Consider the following 20,675-nt stretch of genomic DNA (forward strand, 5'->3'; position numbering starts at 1 on the left):
AGCCAGAGGGCTAGGCCGCGAACGACTCCAGCGTGAGCTCGAGCTCGTCGACCAGCCAGTCGAGGTCTTCCCTTGAGACAACGATCGGCGGAGCCAGACGGATGGTCGAGCCGTGCGTATCCTTCGCCAGGATGCCGCGGGCGAGCAGCGCCTCGCAGACCTCACGTCCCGACGCGAGCGCGGGATCGATGTCGATGCCCGCCCAGAGGCCGGCTCCGCGAACCTCGACCACGCCGCGACCGACGAGTGAGAGCAGACGCGAGTGCAGGTGCGCTCCGAGCTCGGCCGCGCGGGCCTGGTACTCGCCGGTGGCCAGCAGGTCGACGACCGCGTGGCCGACGGCGGCTGCCAGCGGGTTTCCTCCGAAGGTCGATCCGTGCTCGCCGGGATTCAGCACCCCGAGCACATCGGAGTTGCCGACCACGGCCGAGACGGGAACGATTCCGCCGCCGAGAGCCTTGCCCAGCAGGTAGAGGTCGGGAACGACGCCGACGAGATCGCACGCGAAGGTGGCTCCCGTGCGGCCGAGGCCCGACTGGATCTCGTCGGCGATCATGAGCACGTTCTGCTCCGTGCACAGCTCTCGCAGCGTGGGCAGGTACGACGCGGGCGGAACCACGATGCCCGCCTCTCCCTGGATCGGCTCGACCAGCACGGCGACCGTGTTCTCGTCGATGGCGTTCGCGATCGCATCCACATCGCCGTAGGCGACACTGCGGAAACCGGGCGTGAAGGGGCCGAAGCCGTCGCGGGCCGTGGCGTCGTCGGAGAAGCTGATGATCGAGATGGTGCGGCCGTGGAAGTTGCCGTCCATGACGATGATGTTCGCCTGTTCGGGGGCGACGCCCTTGACGCGGTATCCCCAGGCGCGGGCGACCTTGATGCCCGACTCCACGGCCTCGGCGCCCGTGTTCATGGGCAGCACCATGTCTTTGCCGGCGAGCTGGGCCAGGGCGGTGACGAACGGACCGAGCCTGTCGGAGTGGAACGCGCGCGACGTCAGCGTGATGCGGTCGAGCTGCGCCTTGGCCGCGTCGATCAGCACGGGGTTCGAGTGGCCGAAGTTGACCGCCGAATACGCCGCGAGGCAGTCGAGGTAGCGTCGCCCGTCGATATCGGTGACCCACGCTCCGTCGCCCGATTCCACGACCACCTGAAGCGGGTGGTAGTTGTGCGCGGCATGCTCGTCGACGAGCCGGATGGCCGCCGCCTGAGCAACTGAAAGACTGCTGTCCGTAATCACTTTTCGGTCCCTGAGCCTGCCGAAGGGCGGAGTTCCAACGTGCAGCACTTCACGCCGCCGCCGCCGAGCAGCAGCTCGGAGAGGTCGACCTTGATGGGGTTGTAGCCGCGCTCGCACAGCTGCTTCTCGAAGCCCACCGCGCGGTTCGCGATGACCACGTTGTAGCCGTCGGAGATGGAGTTGAGGCCGAGGATCGCACCGTCTTCTTCGCTGACGAGGATCGCGTCGGGGAAGCGCTTCTCGAGCTCGAGGCGGCTGGCCGTGTCGAAGGCGCTGGGCAGGTAGGCGATGTTGGCCGACGAGTCACCCGTCAGCGGATCGAGCACCGAGATCGCGGTGTCGAGGTGGTAGAAGCGGGGGTCGACGAGGTTCAGCGTGACGACCTCGCGGTTATAGAGGGCGCCGATCTCCTCGTGGCTGTTCGATGCGCTGCGGAACCCGGTGCCCGCGAGGATCACATCTCCGACGAGAAGGAAGTCGCCCTCGCCCTCGTTGATGTTCTGCGGCTCGGCGACCTGATAGCCGTGCTCGCGGAACCACTCCATGAAAGCCGGCCCTTCGGGCTGGCGCTCCGGATGTGTGAACAGGGCGCCGTAGGCGACGTTGTCGATGACGAATCCGCCGTTGGCCGTGTAGACCATGTCGGGCAGGCCGGGGATCTGGTCGATGAGCTCGACCGTGTGGCCGAGCGAGAGGTAGGTCTCGTAGAGGGTGTTCCACTGGGCCACGGCGAGCGAGGTGTCGGTGGGAATCGCCGGATCCATCCACGGGTTGATGCGGTAGGCGACGGTGAAGTGGTCGGGGCGGCACATGAGGTAGTGGCGCGGGGTGGCGACGCGGGCGGGAGCCGCGGACTGGCCTGAGGTTTCGAGGGTGGACGTCATGGGGAGTTCCTCCGAGGATTGTCACGGGAGGCGGACTGAGTCCAGTGGCCCAGGCCTGTTGCACAGCCGGGCACGCCTGAGACCAGTCTTGCATGCGGCAATCCGCGCGTGACTATCGTTCAACGCTGTTCTTGTGCGCGAACTCCCTGCCCGTGCAACAATTCCGCGTATCCTCGGGGTATGGACGCCCTGGACTACAAGATTCTCGACCTGCTCAAGCTGAATTCCCGCACCGGGTACGGCGATATCGGGCAGGTCATCGGGCTCTCCGCCTCGGCGGTGAAGAGACGCATCGACCGGCTCGTGGGCAGCGGCATCATCCGCGGCTTCACGATTCAGCTCGACCCCACCCTCGACGGCACGGTCACCGAGGCGTATGTCGAGCTGTTCTGCCGCGGGACGGTCGCGCCCGCCGAGCTCAAGCGCATCCTCTCGTCTGTGCCCGAGGTCGTCGATGCGGGAACCGTCACGGGCAGCGCCGACGCCATCGTGCACATGCGCTCGCGCGACATCCCGAGCCTGGAGCTGGCCCTCGAGAAGGTGCGCATCGCGCCGAACGTCGATCACACCCGCAGCGCCATCGTGCTCTCGAACCTGATCCGCAGGTAGCACTGGCAGACTTCCGCTGTGCACGCCCCTTCAGACACCCCGCCCGTCACCGAGCTGCCCCGCACGGAGGCCGAGATCCGCGACCTGCGGGCCGAGTTCACGCGCTTCATGATGTCGTACAAGTTCGGCATCGACGAGGTGATGACGAAGATCAACATCCTGCGCGAGGAGTTCAACCACGTGCACGACTACAACCCCATCGAGCACGTGAACTCGAGGCTCAAGTCGCCCGATTCCATTCTCGAGAAGGCGCGTCGCAAGGGGCTCGCGATCGACACCGCGGTGATCCGCGACTGCATCCACGACATCGCGGGCATCCGCATCACATGCAGCTTTCTGAGCGACATCTACAAGATCCGCGACATGCTCGCGAGCCAGGTCGACCTCACGGTGATCGCCGAGCGCGACTACGTCGCCAACCCCAAGGCCAACGGCTACACGAGCCTGCACCTCATCGTGTCTGTGCCCGTCTTCATGTCCGACAGGGTGGAGCAGGTTCCGGTCGAGATCCAGATCCGCACCATCGCCATGGACTTCTGGGCGAGCCTCGAGCACAAGATCTACTACAAGTACAACCGCGAGGTTCCGGCCACGCTGCTCGACGAGCTGAAAGATGCGGCAGACACGGCGAACCGCCTCGACCTCAAGATGCAGAACCTGCACACGCAGGTGCGGGCGCTCAGCAACAGCGCCGACGACCGGGCCGACGAGGGTGCGGTTCCGTTCGGCGACCTCGAGCGGCTCATCGTTCCGAAGGCGCTGCTCGAGTCGCTGGCCGACCGTGGGCGGGCCGACACCGACGCGCCCGAGCGGCCGGAGGCATCCGATGCCTGACGCCGGGTTTCCCGGCGACTGGTCGGTGGATGCCGCGGGCGGCACTCCCCCCTACGAGCAGCTGCGGGCTCACGTTCTCGAGCTCGCCACCTCGGGCGAGCTGCCCGCGGGCTACCGGCTGCCGCCGGTGCGCGCGCTGGCCGAACGACTCGGCCTCGCCGCGAACACCGTGGCCCGCGCGTACAAGGAGCTCGAGGCCGACGGCATCGTCGAGACCCATGGCCGGGGCGGCACGCTGGTGTCTGCACAGGGCGACGCCGCACATCGGGCCGCGCAGCACGCCGCGGCGGACTACGCGGCGAAGACCCGCTCGCTCGGCCTGACTTCGGACGAGGCCCTCGACCTGGTCTCGCAGGCCCTGAAGCTGCGCTGATCGGGTAGCGGCGCGACCCCCTTTGCGGCGCTAGCGGTCGATGCCGTCCAAGTCCATGTCGATGTCGACGGCGTCGGAGCTGTCGCCGCCGGCGTGCGGCATCGCGTAGCGCGGAGAGCTCAAAGCGACCATCTGCTCGCGAATGTACGCGACGGCCTCCGAGTTGTCGGGCTCCTCGAGGCTGTTGTGGCTCGTAGCCGCGACGATATTGGTTCCCGAGTTGAGAAGCAGCTTCGCTTCAACCGTGTCGCCGTCGGCGTCGAAGGCGTTCAGCGTGATCGTGTCGGCTTTGCTGAGGTTGGCCAGCACCGCCGCATACTCGATCGCCAGGTCGGCCGCGTCATCGCCGATCATCAGTGTCTTCTCTGCATACATGATGTGCTTCATGCTTCGAGGGTAGGGATGTTCCCTCTGCGGCCACCCCGCCTTGACAGACCCCCCGCTGCCATGGAAACCAGGGCAGTCGGCCCGCCGGTTTCGCCCTCCACGGCTCGGCACATCTTTCCTCCAGCGCACAGAGGCGACACTGGATGCAAGGGGAGAGACACGCACCATGAACATGAACACCGACGAGCCGGTCAGGCGCGCCAGGCACGCAGGACCGCTCAAAGACGGTGATGCCCCAGTCGAGGACGCGCCGATCGAAGCCACCGTTCAAGCCCCCCTGCAGGACGCCGTGCAGGATGCTCCCCAGAACCCCGTCGAAGACGCGGCCGACGCCGAGGTGCTGTCGAGGCTCGAGCGCCTCGACGACTCCCCCGCCCGGGTGCGCAACTGGAAGCGCGACCTGCTCGACCTCACCCTGCGCAATCCGCTGCTGAACATGCCGCGCACCCAGAAGGTGCTCGACCTCGTGGTGCCTCCGGGCCTTCTCCCCTCCATCGACGACGCCGTGCACGCGGGCCGCAAGCTGCGCCTCTCGAGCGGCCTCGACGCATCCGGCCGCAAGCGGGTCGACGGCATCGACTCGCACACGCCGCTCGCGCACGACGAGCTGAGCGCCGTCTTCCGCACCTCTCGCACCCTGTTCTCTCAGCTCGACGATGAGAAGCATCGCAAGCAGCTGCGCGCCATGAAGCGCGAGGCCGAGTCGCTCGAGCAGGAGACGGGCAGCAACTACCTGTACCTCACGCTGGGCACGCTGGTTCACACGAGGCCGGATGGGCGCGAGGCGCGCGCTCCCCTGTTCCTCATGCCGGTGCGCCTCACGGGCGGCCTGTCGTTCACCCCCTACTTCCTCGCGGCCGACGGAGACGACCTCGCGCAGCCCAATCTGTGCCTTCTGCAGTGGTTCCAGACCACGCAGGGGCTCGACCTCACCGAGCTGAGCTCGCCGGCGATCGACGACTCCGGCCTCGCCATCGAGGCGGTGTTCGAGGGAATCCGCCGCCAGCTCGCGGAGGCCGAGCTGCCCTACCGGCTCGAGGAGTCGGTGAGTCTCGCCATCCTGCGCTTCTCCACCTTCCAGATCTGGAAGGACATCGACAGCAACTGGCGCTCCCTGCTGTCGAATCCCGTGGTCAGGCACCTCGTCGAGCGTCCGGGCGAGACGTTCGTGGAGCCCGCCGGCGATTCTCGTCCCACGATCGACGAGGCGGCCCTGCGACTGCCGATCGCGGCCGACGGATCGCAGATGGCGGCCGTGGTGCGCGCTACCAGCGGTCAGTCCTTCGTGCTCGAGGGCCCTCCCGGCACGGGCAAGTCGCAGACCATCACGAACCTCATCGCGCACGCGCTCACCGAGGGCAAGACGGTGCTGTTCGTGGCAGAGAAGCAGGCCGCCCTCGAGGTCGTCAAGCGACGGCTCGATCGGATCGGGCTCGGGGCGTTCAGCCTCGAGCTGCACGGCGCGAAGCAGTCGATGAACACGATCCGCGAGCAGCTGCGCGAGTCGCTGCGGCTGCGCGTGGCCACCGATCCGCACGCGTGGGCCCTGGCCGACACCCGGCTGCGCGCGGCGATCGCCGAGCTCGACCGGCATCCCACGCGGGTGCACTCGCCGAACGCGCTCGGCTATACGGTGTGGTCGGCCTACGACGCCCTGGCCGCACTCGGAGAAGGCCCGACCGCGGCCGTGCCGACGGGCTGGCTCACCACCACTCCCGACGAGAGTCCCACCATCATCGCCCGCGACTTCCGTGATGCAGCGCAGCGCTTCGGCCTGCGGCCCGCGCACCCGTGGCTCGTCGTCGGCGCGACGGATCCCGCCCGGCTGCAGGTCGCACCCGTCACGGATTCGCTGCGCGACCTTGCCGCCGTGCGCCCCCGGCTCGACGAGCTGTCGCCCGAGGCGCGCCTCGTTCTCGGAGACCTGCGCCCGGCCACCGAGCTGCCCGTCGCATCGCGGCTGCTCGACGCCCGCTCGCGAGGCCTTCTGCCGCCCGCCGACGCGCTGGCCGCCATCGACCGCACGAGCTGGCGCGAGGCATCCGACGACCTGCGAACGGGCCTCGCCGACTACCTCGAGCGGCACGCCGCCGTTCTGACGGATGCCTCGGCGGCCGCCATCGAGGCGCCCCGACTCGACGAGTGGGTCGAGCGCTCGACGGCGCTCGACGGCGCGTGGTTCCTTCCCGAGCTGCGCCGCCGCTCGATCCGCTCCGCCCTGCGCCCCCTGCTGCGCTCCGGCTTCGAGCCGAGCGGCAAGGCCGTGACTCCGCTGCTCGTGGCGTTGCAGGCGGCCCGATCGGATGCGCAGGAGCTGCAGCGCCAGGCGTCGGCATTGGCGGGTCTCGTTCTTCCGGCCGGCTGGCAGCCCTACGCGCCCGAGGCGAAGACCGCCCTCGACACGGCCGTGCGCACCTCGCTCGGCTCCGTCTGGCTGGCGAAGCGCACCCCGAGGGCCTGGAGCTGGGTCTCCGCGGGCGCAGGCGACGGCGCGGGCGCGGGCGCCACTGGAACGACCGACGCCGACGCCGCCATCGTGCGCGACATCGACGCGAGCTGGAACCGCTGGCTCGCCGCCGTCGGCGCGACCGGACTGACCGTGCGCCAGTGGACGCACGGACGCGACTGGGTCTCGTCCTGGGCCACCGACGAGGTGGCCTGGCTGATCGACGTGCGCGCCACCGGGCTGCTGCAGCTGCAGCGTTTCACCGAGACGCGGCGCCAGCTCGAGCACCTGCGCGAACTGGGCCTGGCCGGCTTCAGCACGCAGCTGGCGACGGGCCAGATCGAGCCGACCGACGCATCCGAGGCCCTGATGCGGGGTCTCGCCACGGCGTCGCTCGAGGAGCGGCTGCGCGCGGCGAACCTCGACACCTTCGACGGCGACGCACAGGATCGGCATGTGTCGGCCTACCGCGACCAGGGCGCGCTCGTGCGCGAGCAGCTGCGCGGCGAACTCGCCTCCGAACTTCTGGCGGCCCGACCCTTCGACGCCGACGAGCTGCGCGGCGAGGTCGCCGAGCTCGCCCGCCAGATCGAGCGCAAGCGCGGCGGCCTCGCCTTCCGCGAGGTGGCACGCCGCTACCCGCGCGCGCTCACGTCGATCGTGCCCGTGTTCCTTATGAGCCCGGGCTCGGTGGCGCACTTCCTCGACCCCGACAGCATCGAATTCGACCTCGTGATCTTCGACGAGGCGTCGCAGATCAGGGTGCCTCAGGCCATCGGGGCGATGGGGCGCGGCAAGGCCGTGATCGTGGTGGGCGACTCGAAGCAGATGCCTCCCACGCGCATCATGCAGGTGGATGCGACGGGTCCCGACACCCCGGCCCCCGAACGCGACGAACCGCTGGTGGTCGAAGACCTCGAGTCGATCCTCACCGAGTCGGTGGAGTCCGGGCTGCCTCAGCTCTGGCTCAACTGGCACTATCGCAGCCAGGACGAGAGCCTCATCGCGTTCTCGAACGCCGCCTACTACGGCAACAAGCTCGTGAGCCTGCCGTCGCCGCTCAGCGGCGCGGCGGCTGCGGGGGCCGGTTCCGGCGCGTCGGCCGGCGCCGGCGGCACCGGGCTCAGCTGGCGCCGGGTCGACGGCACGTTCGACCGCGGGCGCACCCGCACGAACGAGGTCGAGGCGCAGGCCATCGTCGACGAGATCGTGGCTCGGCTGCGGGCGCCTTCGACGATGCGCGAGTCGATCGGCGTCGTGTGCTTCAACGTGCAGCAGCGCGACCTCATCCTCGACAAGCTCGAGGACAGCACCGACCCGGTGATCCAGAAGGCGCTGCTCGCCGCCCCCGGCTCCGAGCTCTTCGTGAAGAACCTCGAGAACGTGCAGGGCGACGAGCGCGACACCATTCTGTTCTCGCTCGCGTTCTCGAAAGACCTGGCCACGGGCATCCTGCCCCTGAACTTCGGGCCTCTCAACCTGCCCGGCGGCGAGCGCCGGCTCAACGTGGCGGTCACCCGCGCGAAGCGGCAGGTGGTGCTGTTCAGCTCGTTCGACGCGGCCGACATCCAGCTCACCCGATCGCGCGCCCAGGGAATCGCCGACCTCAAGTCGTATCTCGAGTTCGCGGCGACCCGCAGCGCGGGCGCGCTTCCGGGCGGCGGCCGGGGCGGGGCGCAGGATGCCGTCACCGGCAACCAGGGACGCTTCGTCGACGAGCTCGCCACCGCGCTGCGCGATCGCGGACTCGAGGTGGAGACCGGCCTCGGACTCTCGTCGTTCACGGTCGACCTCGCCGTGCGGCACCGCGGATCGTCGTCTTGGGCCGTCGCCGTGATGGTCGACGGACCCGGCTGGGCATCGCGCCCCACGGTGAGCGACCGTGACGGCGCGCCGAACCTGCTCGTCGACGTGATGTCGTGGCCCGCGGTCATCCGCGCCTGGCTGCCGGCGTGGATCCGGGACCGCAGCGCCCTGATCGCCCGGATCGTCGTGGCCGTCGATCACCCGGCGAGTGCACGCCTGCCCGACGCGGATGCGGTGGAGGCCACGCGCGACGCAGGCAAGGCCGCCGACCGGGCCGCCGAGGATGCGCGGGCCGAGAGGGCGTTCCCCACGACCGCGTCGACGTCTACTCTGGCGCGCGAACTTCCCGTGTTCGAGCCGGCCGACGACAGTGCGGTGTACCCGCAGTCGAAGCTCGACAACCTCGACGCCGTGCCGATCATCGAGACCGAGGCGGCGAGCATCCTCGAGGTGGAGGGGCCGATACCCGTCGACCGACTGGTGTCGACGATCGCGCGCCGCTTCGACTACAGCCGCGTCGGCGACGCGAAGCGTGAACTGCTGCAGCAGACCGTGCGCGGAGCGTTCGCGATCTCGCCCGACGACTTCGTGTGGCCCGCCGGGCTCGACGCGTCGACCTGGAGGGGGGCGCGTCGCACCTCTTCGACCGCCATTCGTCCCGTGACCGACGTGAGCCCGCAGGAGATCTCGAACGCGATCGAGCTGCTGCTCGCCGAGTCGCTCAGCATCGACTCCGACGAGCTGCTGCGCGAGACGGCGTCGGTTCTCGGCTACTCGCGACTCACCGAGTCGACCCGCGTGTGGATCGAGCGCGGCCTCGAGCTCGCGCTCTCGCAGAACCGGGTGCAGCGCCAGGGCTCACGCCTCGTTCGCGCCGCTGCCCGCGACTGATTCAGGAGGAGAGCGCGGCCGTCGCCACTATCCACACGGTGACGCACTCCTCCTGAATTAGACACGACTCATCCGCAGGGCCCGCAGTGCGAAGCCGGCGAGAACCACTGCGGCACCGGTCACGATGGCCGGCAGGGGCAGCGTGACGACGAGCACCGCGCAGCCGATCGCGCCGACGACACTCACCACGCGCCCGACAGTGCGCATCCGAACCCACGGCAGCTCGCGGCGCTGCCGGAACGCCGCCACGTTGGCCACGAAGTAGTACAGCAGAACGCCGAACGACGAGAAGGCGATCACTCCGCGCAGATCAGCGACGAGCACCAGCACGACCACCACGATGCCGACCGCGATCTCCGCCCGATACGGCGTGCTGTAGCGGGCATGCACGGCGCTGAACCAGCGCGGCAGGTCTCCCTCGCGCGCCATGGCGAAGCTCGTGCGACCGATTCCGGTGATGAGCGCCAGCAGCGCGCCGAGCGAGGCGAGAGCGGCCCCGATGCGCACCAGCGGCGAGGCCCACGCCCATCCATTGGCCGTCACGACATCGACGAGCGGGTTGTCGCTGGCCGCGAGACCGGATGCGCCGAGGGCACCGAGCGCCGTCACTCCGACGGCGGCGTAGACGACCACGACGACAGCGAAGGCGATGCCGATCGCCCGCGGAATCGTGCGGGCCGGGTCGCGTACCTCCTCGCCGAGGGTCGCGATGCGCGCGTACCCCGCGAAGGCGAAGAACAGCAGGCCCGCCGACTGCAGCACGGCGAAGGCATCGCCCGACGGGCCCGCGAGAGCGTCGGCGCCCGGGCCGCTCGGTGCCGATCCGAGAAGGCCGGATGCGACGACCACGGCGAGCAGGGCCAGCACCGGCACCACGATCAGCCGGGTGAGAAACGCGGTGCGCGTGATTCCGAAGAGGTTCACCGTGACCAGCACGACGACCACCGCGACGGCGGCCAGGCGCGACCACGGAGACGGCACTGCGTAGGCCGCGAAGGTCATCGCCATGGCGGCCGAGCTGGCGACCTTGCCGACGACGAAGCTCCAGCCGGCGGCGAACCCCCACCATGGTCCGAGGAGCTCGCGGCCGTAGACGTAGGTTCCGCCGGCCGAGGGGTACTGCGCCGCGAGCCGCGCAGAGGAGTGCGCATTGCAGAACGCGACGACGGCCGCGATCGCCAGACCCACGAGCAGGCCGACGCCCGCGGTCTGCGCGGCGGGCTGGAACACGGCGAAGACGCCGGCGCCGATCATCGATCCGAGGCCGATGAAGACGGCGTCGCCCAGCGTGAGTCGACGGGCCAGTCGCGGTGAAGTCACGACCGCACGCTAGCGCAGTCGGATTAACGGGGCGCTCACGCCGAGCGGCGCCTCTCGTCGAAGCCGAACCCCTCGGCGAGCACCCGGTCGAGCATGTCGACGAAGTAGTCCGCCGCCTCGATCGTGAGGGTCAGCGGCGGCTTGATCTTGAGGATGTTCTGGCGGTCGCCCGTGGCCTGGATGATCACGCCGAGCTCGCGCATCCGCTCGCAGATCGCCGCGGTCTCGCGCGTCGCCGGCTCGAGAGTCTCGCGCGAGGTCACGAACTCGAGGCCGAGATAGAGGCCGGATCCGTGCACCGCGCCCACCAGCTCGTGTGCGTCTCCGAGCGCGCCGAGTCGCGAGCGCAAGTGCCCTCCGACGACGCGCGCGTTCTCCTGGAGTCCCTCGTCGCGCAGGATGTCGAGAACGGCCAGGCCGATGACGCTCGACACCGGCGATCCTCCGGCAGACGAGAAGAAGTACCCCTGGTTGCGGTAGTTGTCGGCCACCTCGCGGCTCGTGATCACCGCTCCGAGCGGATGCCCGTTGCCCATCGCCTTCGCGATCGTCACGATGTCGGGAACCACCCCCTGCTGCTCGAAACCCCAGAACCACTCGCCCAGTCGGCCGTAGCCCACCTGCACTTCGTCGGCGATCGCCAGCCCGCCGGCCTCGCGCACGGCCGCGTAGACCTCGGCAAGGTAGCCGTCGGGCAGCGGCATCCCTCCCGCGTTCCCGTAGAAGGCCTCGGCGAGAAACGCCGCGGGCGGGTGACCGGATGCCGTCAGCTCGCGGATCTCGGCGGCCGCTCGGCCCGCGTAGTGGGTCGCGTCGGCACCGCGCAGTTCGCCCCGGTATGCGTTCGGGGCCGGCACGGTGTGCACCCAGTCGGGCCTCGTCTCGAGGGCGTCGGGGTTGTCGGCCACCGAGGTCGACACGGCATCGGTCGCGAAGGTCCAGCCGTGGTACGCCTCGCGCACCGAGACGACGTCCTGCCGTCCGCTCCATGCCCACGCGATGCGCAGCGCCAGGTCGTCGGCCTCCGAGCCCGAGTTCACGAGGAACACCGTGTCGAGCGGGTCGGGCAGCAGGGCCGTGAGCCTCTCGGAGAGCTCGACGACAGAGGAGTAGTTGAACCGCGAGTTGCTGTTGAACCGCTGCAGCTGGCGGTACGCGGCTTCGGCGATTCTCGGATGCGCGTGGCCGACCGAGGCGACGTTGTTCACCATGTCGAGATAGCAGCGGGCGTCGGTGTCGACGAGGGTGTGCCTCCAGCCGCGCTCGATGCGGGGCGGATCGGCGTAGTAGTGCTCCTGCACATCGGCGAAGACGGCTGCGCGGCGCTCGAGCAACGGGGTGCCCGTTCCCTGAGCGGCCTCCGTTCCCTGAGCAGCGCCCGTTCCCTGAGCTTGTCGAAGGGAACCCGTGTCGACTGCCCCTTCCCCTTCGACAGGCTCAGGGAACGACTGGCCCAGCAGGTACGTCGCATCCGGGCTCACCACGCTCCACCCGGCGAACAGCGCACTCTGCACGAACTCCGGCGCGGCCCCGTCGATCGTCACGAGCTGAACCGACAGCGCCGACAGCCCGGCCGCGACGACGGCCGTCGTTCCGAGCTGCTGGCCCGCCCGCAGCTGCGTGCCCGAGGCAACTCCCGTGTCGACGCCGCGGAGCACCAGTCTGACTCCGCGCGACACCAGCTCCACCGCGTCGTCGCGGCGCTCGAGGCGTCCAGACCAGGGAGCGTGCACAGCGGTCGGCACCGGCAGGAACACCGAGGTCGACAGCGCGGCCACGGCGGGGGCCTCCGGCGACATGGCGGCAGACCGCGAGAGCCGACGCTCCCCGTACGGGGTGATCACGGCATCCGCGCCCGTCGCGAGCAGGCGCCGGGCGGCGTCGAACTCTACCGACGCCGCAAGCCAGCGGCCCTCGTTCATCTCGTCGGAATCGCTCGAGAGCGAGAGCACCGCCGGCGCAGAGGGATCGAGCGCAGGCAGGAGCGGCGCGACCACGGGCGGAACCGTCGCCGGCGAGGTCGCCGCGCCCAGCCCATCCGAGCCCGGCCCATCCAAACCCAGCGCACCCAGACCCAGTGCCTCGCGCAGAACGCCCGTCATCACGGCGAGCGGAACGCTGTCGGCGACCTCGAAGATGCGCCACTCGTGCTCGACGGCGCCGGTCGCGTAGTCGTTGCCCTCGTCGATGGATGCCTGCTGGTTTCCGCTGGCCACGAGCACGGCTCCGCGCAGAACCACGAGCGCCCAGAGGGCGTCGACCTCGTCGCCCGTGAGCGACGCGATCGCGTGGAAGGCGCGCACCGCGGGCAGCGCCGTGAGCGGGGAGGCGCCCGCGTGATGCAGCACCGACGAGATCGCGACGGCCAGTTCGGCCACGCGCCACGAGGTCATCACGTCGCCGAAGTCAATCACGCCGTCGGCCACCCGGTAGCCCTCGGCCGACACCGTGCACACCACATTGTCGTCGGCCACGTCGCCGTGGATCGCCTGCACGGGAAGCCGGCCGGCGAGGGTGGCGACGGCCGCCGAGGCCCGGGCCGTGGCATCCAGCACTGCTGCTCGCCGGGACCCGTCGGAGATGTAGGGGGCGAGCCGGTCGACGACCGCGGCCGCATGCCGCAGGTCCCACTGCAGGGTGCGTTCGGTACCCGGATGCGCGAAGTCGGCGAGGCCCGACGACACGCGCGCGGCCACCTCCCCGAGGCTCGCGACGGCCGCCGGGGGAAGGTAGCCGCCTCCCGAGAGGGTGCCCCCGCCGAGGTGCTCGATCACCCGGGCGAGCATGGGCTCGCCGCCCACGTCGACCGTCTCGATCGTGGCCCCGGATGCCCCGGCCCGCGAGATCGGCAGCCGCAGCCCGGGCTGCCGCTCGGCGAGATGGCGGGTCGCCGCATCCTGCGCCTCGAGCTCGAGACGCGAAAACGCGGGGTTCGCGATCTTGAGAACGGCGCGCTGACCCTGTTCGTCGATCAGCAGGAAGTTCGCGTCCTGCTGGCTGCCCAGCTCGCTGGCGACGCCGTCGATGCAGAACTTCTCGTGGGCGATCCGCTGCGCCTCGCCGAGAGTGAGCGCCGGCCCCGGCAGCTCGTCCTGCGCGAAGAAGTCGAAGGTGCCAGAGCTCATGCCCCCATCATCCCGCACCGGCCCGCCTCGCCGAGATGACACTTCGCGCCGCTCGACCGCGCCACGATGCCAACTCGCGTGGCCGCAAAAGGCAACTCGAAGTCGCGAGCTACAGCAGTCCGTCGCTCAGGGTGCTCGGGTTGCCGAACCGGTGGTTCGTGATCGAGACGGCCTGCTCGCGCAGGAACGGCAGCAGCTCGATGCGGCCGGCGCGAGTGACCTCGCCGGCGTACACCGCGACATCCGGTTCGTCACCCAGGGCCGCGGCCAGAGCGGCAGCCGAGCCGCCGATCAGCCGGATGCGCGGGGTCGAGACCCCTTCCGCAGCCACACGGGCGAGCCACGCCTCGTCGTTCTCGATGACCACGCGAACGGCCCACTCCTTGAGCAGCGCTCGCATCGGCCGGGGAAGCTTGTGCGCCGACGACAGGGTGACCTTCGACCGGGCCAGCGTCGCCGCCGACAGCACGCGCAGCAGCTCGTGCCGTTCACCGTCGTCGGAGAGCCGCACCGTGACCGGAACGGGCCGGTAGCGCAGCACGTTGCGCTCGACGCCGAGGCCTGAGCGGTCGACGGGCGCGAACGACTGCGACCAGGCGACCGCGTCGCTCTTCGCCCCGCGCCGGGCGAGGTCGAAGCTGGTCCAGTCGAGGCCGGCCTGCGCCGAGTCGAGCAGAGCGCCGACGCGACCGTCGAGCCCCGCGTTGCTGAGGCCCTCGCTGGGCTCACCCGGCTCGGTGACCCACGATCCGAGGTGCACGAGGTAGTTCGGGCCGCCGGCCTTGGCGCCCGCGCCCACGGCGGAGCGCTTCCACCCTCCGAACGGCTGGCGCTGCACGATGGCACCGGTGATTCCGCGGTTCACATAGAGGTTGCCCGCCTCGACCGTGGCCAGCCACTGCTCGACCTCGGCCGGGTCGAGGGAGTGCAGCCCGGCGGTCAGTCCGTAGTCGGTGCCGTTCTGGTACTCGACGGCCTGTTCGAGCGTCGACGCGTGCATGATGCCCAGAACGGGGCCGAAGTACTCGGTGGTGTGGAACGTCGAGGCCGGCAGCACGCCCTCGCGCACCCCCGGGGTCCAGAGTCGCCCGTCGGAGCTGCGCCGCACCGGCTCGGCGAGCCACTTCTCGCCCGGTCCGAGCGTGGTGAGCCCCTCGAGCAGCTTGCCCTCGGCGGGCTCGATGAGCGGGCCCATCTCGGTGAGCGGGTCGGATGCGTAGCCGACCCGCAGCGACGACACCGCATCCACGAGCTGCCGGTGAAAACGTTCGGAACGCGCCACCGACCCCACGAGGATCACGAGAGACGCGGCCGAGCACTTCTGGCCGGCGTGGCCGAAGGCGCTCTTCACGATGTCGGCCACGGCGAGGTCGAGGTCGGCGGCGGGCGTCACGACGATGGCGTTCTTACCGCTCGTCTCGGCGAGAAGAGGCAGCTCCGGCCGCCACGAGCGGAACAGCTTCGCGGTCTCGTAGGCGCCGGTGAGGATCACGCGGTCGACGAGCTCGTGGGAGATGAGCCTCTGGCCGAGGTCGCCCTCCTCGATGTCGACGAGCGCGAGCAGCTCGCGTGGGATGCCCGACTCCCACAGGGCCTCGACCAGCACGGCGGCCGATCGGCGTGCCTGCGGTGCCGGCTTGATGACGACTCCGCTGCCGGCGGCGAGGGCGGCCAGAACACCGCCCGCGGGGATGGCCACGGGGAAGTTCCACGGAGGCGTCACGACGGTGAGCGCAGACGGCACGAACACGGCCCCGTCGACCCGGTCGAGCTCCTCAGCGCGCTCGGCGTAGTAGTTCGCGAAGTCGACCGCCTCGCTCACCTCGGGGTCGCCCTCCGCGATGGTCTTGCCGGTCTCCGAGGCCATGACCTCGATCAGCCGGTCGCGGTTGGCCTCGAGCGCCAGCGCGGCCCGGCGCAGCACGGCCGCGCGCTCGGCGCCGGTCTGCGCGCCCCAACGGGCCCCCGCCTCGCGCACCGAGTGGATGATGCCATCCAGAACCGCGGGATCGGTCACCACGGCCGCGTCGATGGTGTCGACGCCGATGCGGTTGCCGGGCCCGACAAGAGACAGGATGCGACGGCCCCAGCTGCGGTTGGCCGCCAGCGACGGATCGGTGTCGGCCGTGTTCTCGAAGGCGTTCGCGCGGGCGAGCTCGGAGAGGTCACCGCGGTCCTGCGTGCGGTTGGCCGCGTTCCCGTTCCCTGAGCCGCTCCCGTTCCCTGAGCCGCTCCCGTTCCCTGCGCCTGTCCCGTTCCCTGAGCCTGTCGAAGGGAACCGCTCAGATTCCAACGCATCCACAGACGCCAGAAAGCGGTTCTTCTCGCGCTCGAACACGGTGTCGCTGGCGGCGATGTCGAACACGCTCGACATGAAGTTCTCGTCGCTGGCATTCTCTTCGAGTCGGCGCACGAGGTAGCTGATCGCCACGTCGAACTCCTTGGGGTGCACGACGGGTGTGTAGAGCAGCAGCGCGCCCACCTCGCGGCGCACAGCGTCGGCCTGGCCCGTGGCCATGCCGAGCAGCATCTCGAAGTCGATGCTGTCGGTCACCCCGCGGTGCTTGGCGAGCAGCCATGCGAGCGCGATGTCGAACAGGTTGTGACCCGCGACTCCGATGCGCACGGCGTCGGTGCGCTCGGGGGTCAGGGCCCACTCGAGCACCCGCTTGTAGTTCGTGTCGGTCTCGCGCTTGCTGTCGAAGGTGGCGAGCGGCCAGCCGTGGAGGGCCGCGTCGACGTGCTCCATGGCGAGGTTGGCGCCCTTCACGACGCGCACCTTGATGGGAGCCCCGCCCCGGGAACGACGCTCGGCCGCCCAGGTCTGCAAGCGCTGCATCGCGCCCAGCGCATCCGGCAGATAGGCCTGCAGCACGATGCCGCCCGAGTAGCCGAGCAGCTCTTCGCGGTCGAGGATCCTCATGAACACCGCAAGGGTCAGGTCGAGATCGCGGTACTCCTCCATGTCGAGGTTGATGAACTTGTTCGTGGGGAGAGCGATGCGATACAGCGGCAGCAGGGTCTCGGCGACGCGCTCGACCGTCTCGTCGAACGCCCACATCGAGAGGTCGCTGGCGATCGCCGACACCTTCACCGACACGTAGTCGACGTCGTCTCGGGCGAGCAGTTTCTCGGTGCCCTCCAGTCGACGCCTGGCCTCGGCCGAGCCGAGAACAGCCTCGCCGAGCAGGTTGAGGTTCAGCCGCGAGCCGTCGGCGCGCAGTTTCTCGATCGCCGCGCCCAGCCTCGCCGGGGTCGCGTCGATCACCAGGTGTGCGACCATCTGCCGCAGAACCTTGCGCGCCGCGGGAACCACCACTCCGGGAACGACCTCGCCGAAGACGCCTCCGGCGGCGACCGCGCTGCGCAGGTACCAGGGCAGGAAAGCGGGCACCCGACTGCCGAGGGCCTGCAGGTTCTTGGCGGCGACCGCCAGGTCTTCGGGGCGCGCGACACCGTCGACGAAGCCCACTGTGAAGGCGAGGCCGTCGGGATCTTCGAGAACCCCCGCGAGGCGCTCGGCCGAGGGGTCGGGCTCGACGTCTTTCGATTCGTCGAGCCAGCGGCGCACGAGGGCGATCGCCGGTGCCGCGAGATCGACGGGGGTCAGGCTCGGGTCGGCCTCGAATTCGGGCGAGTTCGGGTTCGCAGAGGTCACTCTTCGAGGATATGGCGTGGGTGCCCCCAACGCCCGGAGGCGGAGCGCACCCCGCAACTATGCTCGACGCATGAGCACTGCAGCCGTTCCCGATTCGGCCGACATCGTGATCGTGGGCGGGGGCCACAACGGCCTCGTCGCGGCCGCCTATCTCGCCACAGCGGGCCTCGAGGTCGTGGTGCTGGAGCGCCTCGATCACACCGGCGGGGCCGCCGTCTCGGCGCAGGCGTTCGCGGGCCACGACGCGCGGCTCTCCCGCTACTCCTACCTCGTGAGCCTGCTGCCCCAGCGCATCATCGACGACCTCGGTCTCGACCTCACGCTGCTGCGCCGCCGCTACTCCTCCTACACTCCCCTGCCCGGCACATCGACGGGCCTGCTCATCGACACCGGCGACTCCGAGGCCACCGCGGCGTCGTTCGCCGCGATCGGGGCCGAACCGGATGCGCAGGGTCTCGCCCGGTTCCAGGGTCGCGCGGCGCGGCTCGCCGAGACGCTGTGGCCGAGCCTCACCGAACCGCTGATGACGCGGGCGGAGGCCCGCGCCCTGGTCGGCGACGACGACGCCTGGAACGCGTTCATCGAGCATCCGCTCGCCGGAGCCATCGAGGCCGACGTCGACAACGACCTCGTGCGGGGCGTTCTCCTCACCGACGCGCTCATCGGAACGTTCGCCCGAGCATCCGACGACGATCTCGCGCAGAACCGCTGTTTTCTGTACCACGTGATCGGCGGCGGAACCGGGGACTGGGATGTGCCCGTCGGCGGCATGGGTGCCGTGAGCGGTGCGCTCTGGCATGCGGCCACGGAGGCCGGTGCCACCATCGTGACGGGTGCGGAGGTCACCGCGATCGACCCCGACGGCACCGTGTCGTTCACTCTCGACGGGTCGGAGCGGTTCGTGCGCGCCGGCCACGTATTGTCGAACGTCGCCCCCTGGGTGCTCGACCGCCTGCTCGGCGAGGGCGAGGCCGGGGTTCGCCCCAAGCCGGAGGGCGCCCAGGTGAAGGTGAACCTGCTGCTCTCGCGCCTGCCGCGGCTGCTCGACGAGAGTGTGTCACCCGAGGCCGCCTTCGGAGGGACGTTCCACATCCACGAGGGCTACGCCGAGCTCGATCGGGCCGTGGATGCGGCCGAGGCGGGCGCTCTCCCGTCGCCCTTGCCCGCCGAGATCTACTGCCACTCGCTCACCGACCCGTCGATCCTGTCACCCGAGCTGCAGGCATCCGGCGCCCAGACCCTCACCGTGTTCGGCTTGCACGTGCCGTCCCGCCTCATCACCGACGAGAACAACGACGAGATGCGTGAGCGCCTGCAGGCCGCGGTCATCGATTCGCTGAACAGCGTGCTCGCCGAGCCGATCGAGGGATGCCTGCTGCTCGACTCAGAGGGACACCCCTGCATCGAGACCAAGACCACGCTCGACATCGAACGATCGCTCGGCATGCCGGGCGGCAACATCTTCCACGGACCGCTGTCGTGGCCGTTCGTCGACGATGACGCCCCGCTCGAGAGCCCGGCCGAGCGCTGGGGAGTCGCGACCGGTCACGACCGCATCCTGCTCTGCGGTTCGGGTGCCCGCCGCGGCGGGGCCGTGAGCGGCCTCGGCGGCCACAACGCGGCGATGGCCGTTCTCGAGCTGCGCTCGGATGCGTCCGCCAGTAGCTGATTGTTACTCAATAGTCTTGACTCTCACTGAGTCATTGTGGCTACGATGGCTCAATGATTGACGGGGGCATCGACGACATCGAGAATCCGTTCGACGTCGATTCGGGGTTGATGCGCCACTGGCTGCCCGGCACGGCCATCATCGTCTCGGTCGCTCGCACCGACGAATGGGTCGACCGCAACGAGTTCTTCGACGTGACGCTCCGCATCGATCTCGAGGGGTTCGAGGTCTACGAACTCCAGCAGCGCCAACTGATTCCCGAGAGGGCGCAGTTCGAGTGGCAGCCGGGAACCGAAGTCGACGTTCTGGTGAACCCGGCCGACCATTCGAAGGCCGTGCTGCGGTAGTCGAGCAGCCCCGCGGCGCCGATCAGTGACCGCGGTGATCTTGAATCGTCATGCGCGGGCCGTGCCTCGGCTTGGCGAAGCCGCTGGCGAGAATGAGCCGCACGACGCGCTGACGGTGTCCGCGCCACGGTTCGAGCAGCTCGAGCATGCCGTCGTCGTCGACGGGCGAACCCGTGAGCGCGTAGCCCACGTGCGCGGCGAGGTGATAGTCGCCCACGCTCACCGCGTCGGGGTCGGCGTGGCTGCGCTGGGTGGTCTCGGCCGCCGTCCACCTGCCGATGCCCGGCAGCGTCTGCAGCCGTGTGGCCGCCGTCTCCGCATCCACCGTCGCGGCGCGCTCGAGCGCCGTGGCCAACTGGCATGCCGACACCACGGTGCGGCTGCGGCGCGGGTCGACGCCGGCACGATGCCACTGCCACGACGGCACTCCGCGCCAGGTCTCCGCGCTGGGCGCGACGTGCATGCCCGCGGGCGCGGGGCCCGGCGCGACCTCGCCGTAGATGCGTATGAGGCGGTACCAGGCACGATGCGCCTCGAGCGTGGTGACCTTCTGCTCGATGATCGCGGGTACGAGCGCCTCCATGATGAGGCCGGAGCGGCTGAGGCGCATGCCCGGATTGCGGCGACGCACCTCGGCGAGCGCCGGATGGGTGTGCAGCGTCAGCCCCGACCAGTCGTCGTCGGCACCGAGCAGTGCGGGCACCCGGTCGATCGCCCAGTGCGCGCCCGGCCCCCAGGCTCGCGCCTCGATGCCGTGCTGTCGCTGGCGCATCAGCAACGTGGCAGCGCCCTCCGGTGTGCGCACCGTGCGCCAGAACCCCTCGGGCGTCGACCGGCAGGTCGGGTCTCCCGTGCCCCGGGAGTGCACGCCCATCGTTCGCGCGACGTCGACCTCGTGCGCCGGCGCATAGACGGTGACCACGGCGGCACCGGCGGCGACGTCACCGGCGACGGTGTCGACGGTGGTGCGGGGCGCTTCGAGAGTCATGGTGACGGCAGGCTAACCCGAGGTTCGGACATTCATCGCATCGACGCGTGACGATCTCCCGTCACGGCGCGTTCACCGCCCCGTCACCGCGACCT

General features: G+C 70.0%; 13 protein-coding genes. 6 read left to right on the top strand and 7 right to left on the bottom strand.

Annotation, left to right across the window (positions count from 1 at the left end):
- Positions 1-10: 10 nt before the first annotated feature.
- Positions 11-1,240 carry an ornithine--oxo-acid transaminase gene (gene rocD / locus ASF51_RS03510; protein ID WP_055927831.1) on the bottom strand — a complete coding sequence of 410 codons (1,230 nt, stop codon included), beginning with the start codon at positions 1,238-1,240 and terminating at the stop codon, positions 11-13.
- Positions 1,240-2,127 (bottom strand): dimethylargininase, encoded by an 888-nt coding sequence (ddaH, locus tag ASF51_RS03515; protein WP_055925219.1) that lies wholly within the window; start codon positions 2,125-2,127, stop codon positions 1,240-1,242. Before ddaH ends, rocD begins: the two co-directional genes overlap by 1 nt.
- 180 nt (positions 2,128-2,307) lie before the next feature.
- Between ddaH and ASF51_RS03520 the strand changes: the two genes are divergently transcribed.
- The 3 genes from ASF51_RS03520 to ASF51_RS03530 are packed head-to-tail and all read left to right on the top strand — an operon-like array spanning position 2,308 to position 3,943.
- The gene (locus ASF51_RS03520; protein ID WP_055925222.1) at positions 2,308-2,736 is read left to right on the top strand and encodes an Lrp/AsnC family transcriptional regulator; all 429 of its coding nucleotides are present in this window, start codon (positions 2,308-2,310) and stop codon (positions 2,734-2,736) included.
- Positions 2,737-2,754: 18 nt separating this feature from the next.
- Positions 2,755-3,570, top strand: coding sequence for a GTP pyrophosphokinase family protein (locus ASF51_RS03525; protein WP_369797280.1), 816 nt, complete (start codon positions 2,755-2,757; stop codon positions 3,568-3,570).
- On the top strand, positions 3,563-3,943 hold the full coding sequence (locus ASF51_RS03530) for a GntR family transcriptional regulator (protein WP_055925225.1): 381 nt from the start codon (positions 3,563-3,565) through the stop codon (positions 3,941-3,943). The genes ASF51_RS03525 and ASF51_RS03530 overlap by 8 nt, the downstream gene beginning before the upstream one ends.
- A 30-nt stretch (positions 3,944-3,973) precedes the next feature.
- Here ASF51_RS03530 and ASF51_RS03535 read toward each other — a convergent pair whose 3' ends face one another.
- Positions 3,974-4,330, bottom strand: a complete 357-nt coding sequence (locus ASF51_RS03535; protein WP_055925228.1) for a hypothetical protein — start codon at positions 4,328-4,330, stop codon at positions 3,974-3,976.
- 166 nt (positions 4,331-4,496) lie between these two features.
- On the opposite strand from ASF51_RS03535, the gene ASF51_RS03540 reads away from it, so the two are divergent.
- Positions 4,497-9,473 carry a DUF4011 domain-containing protein gene (locus ASF51_RS03540; RefSeq protein WP_055925231.1) on the top strand — a complete coding sequence of 1,659 codons (4,977 nt, stop codon included), beginning with the start codon at positions 4,497-4,499 and terminating at the stop codon, positions 9,471-9,473.
- Between the two features lie 57 nt (positions 9,474-9,530).
- Here the strand turns inward: ASF51_RS03540 and ASF51_RS03545 are convergent, their stop codons facing one another.
- The 3 genes from ASF51_RS03545 to ASF51_RS03555 all read right to left on the bottom strand — a co-directional run bounded on the left by ASF51_RS03545 (position 9,531) and on the right by ASF51_RS03555 (position 17,576).
- Positions 9,531-10,793: an APC family permease gene (locus tag ASF51_RS03545; RefSeq protein WP_055925234.1), complete on the bottom strand. Its 1,263-nt coding sequence runs from the start codon at positions 10,791-10,793 to the stop codon at positions 9,531-9,533.
- A gap of 35 nt (positions 10,794-10,828) precedes the next feature.
- Positions 10,829-13,918, bottom strand: a complete 3,090-nt coding sequence (locus ASF51_RS03550; protein ID WP_055925237.1) for an aminotransferase class III-fold pyridoxal phosphate-dependent enzyme — start codon at positions 13,916-13,918, stop codon at positions 10,829-10,831.
- Positions 13,919-14,027: 109 nt separating this feature from the next.
- Positions 14,028-17,576, bottom strand: coding sequence for a bifunctional proline dehydrogenase/L-glutamate gamma-semialdehyde dehydrogenase (locus tag ASF51_RS03555; protein WP_200926081.1), 3,549 nt, complete (start codon positions 17,574-17,576; stop codon positions 14,028-14,030).
- A gap of 70 nt (positions 17,577-17,646) precedes the next feature.
- On the opposite strand from ASF51_RS03555, the gene ASF51_RS03560 reads away from it, so the two are divergent.
- Together ASF51_RS03560 and ASF51_RS03565 are read left to right on the top strand one after the other, a co-directional pair.
- On the top strand, positions 17,647-19,245 hold the full coding sequence (locus tag ASF51_RS03560; protein WP_055925240.1) for an NAD(P)/FAD-dependent oxidoreductase: 1,599 nt from the start codon (positions 17,647-17,649) through the stop codon (positions 19,243-19,245).
- A 53-nt stretch (positions 19,246-19,298) separates the two neighbouring features.
- A complete protein-coding gene (locus tag ASF51_RS03565; protein WP_055925243.1) occupies positions 19,299-19,592 on the top strand; it encodes a hypothetical protein in 294 nt (97 codons plus the stop codon).
- 22 nt (positions 19,593-19,614) lie between these two features.
- Here the strand turns inward: ASF51_RS03565 and ASF51_RS03570 are convergent, their stop codons facing one another.
- Positions 19,615-20,580 (bottom strand): DNA-3-methyladenine glycosylase, encoded by a 966-nt coding sequence (locus tag ASF51_RS03570; RefSeq protein ID WP_055925247.1) that lies wholly within the window; start codon positions 20,578-20,580, stop codon positions 19,615-19,617.
- Positions 20,581-20,675 lie beyond the last annotated feature (95 nt).

This window comes from Agreia sp. Leaf283, assembly GCF_001422485.1.
In the GTDB taxonomy this organism is placed as follows: domain Bacteria; phylum Actinomycetota; class Actinomycetes; order Actinomycetales; family Microbacteriaceae; genus Agreia.

Excerpts from the sequence above, each read along its gene's own strand:
- ddaH (WP_055925219.1), bottom strand. The coding sequence starts at position 2,127 with ATGACGTCCACCCTCGAAACCTCAGGCCAGTCCGCGGCTCCCGCCCGC.
- ASF51_RS03520 (WP_055925222.1), top strand. The coding sequence starts at position 2,308 with ATGGACGCCCTGGACTACAAGATTCTCGACCTGCTCAAGCTGAATTCC.
- ASF51_RS03530 (WP_055925225.1), top strand. The coding sequence starts at position 3,563 with ATGCCTGACGCCGGGTTTCCCGGCGACTGGTCGGTGGATGCCGCGGGC.
- ASF51_RS03535 (WP_055925228.1), bottom strand. The coding sequence starts at position 4,330 with ATGAAGCACATCATGTATGCAGAGAAGACACTGATGATCGGCGATGAC.
- ASF51_RS03540 (WP_055925231.1), top strand. The coding sequence starts at position 4,497 with ATGAACATGAACACCGACGAGCCGGTCAGGCGCGCCAGGCACGCAGGA.
- ASF51_RS03550 (WP_055925237.1), bottom strand. The coding sequence starts at position 13,918 with ATGAGCTCTGGCACCTTCGACTTCTTCGCGCAGGACGAGCTGCCGGGG.
- ASF51_RS03560 (WP_055925240.1), top strand. The coding sequence starts at position 17,647 with ATGAGCACTGCAGCCGTTCCCGATTCGGCCGACATCGTGATCGTGGGC.
- ASF51_RS03565 (WP_055925243.1), top strand. The coding sequence starts at position 19,299 with ATGATTGACGGGGGCATCGACGACATCGAGAATCCGTTCGACGTCGAT.
- ASF51_RS03570 (WP_055925247.1), bottom strand. The coding sequence starts at position 20,580 with ATGACTCTCGAAGCGCCCCGCACCACCGTCGACACCGTCGCCGGTGAC.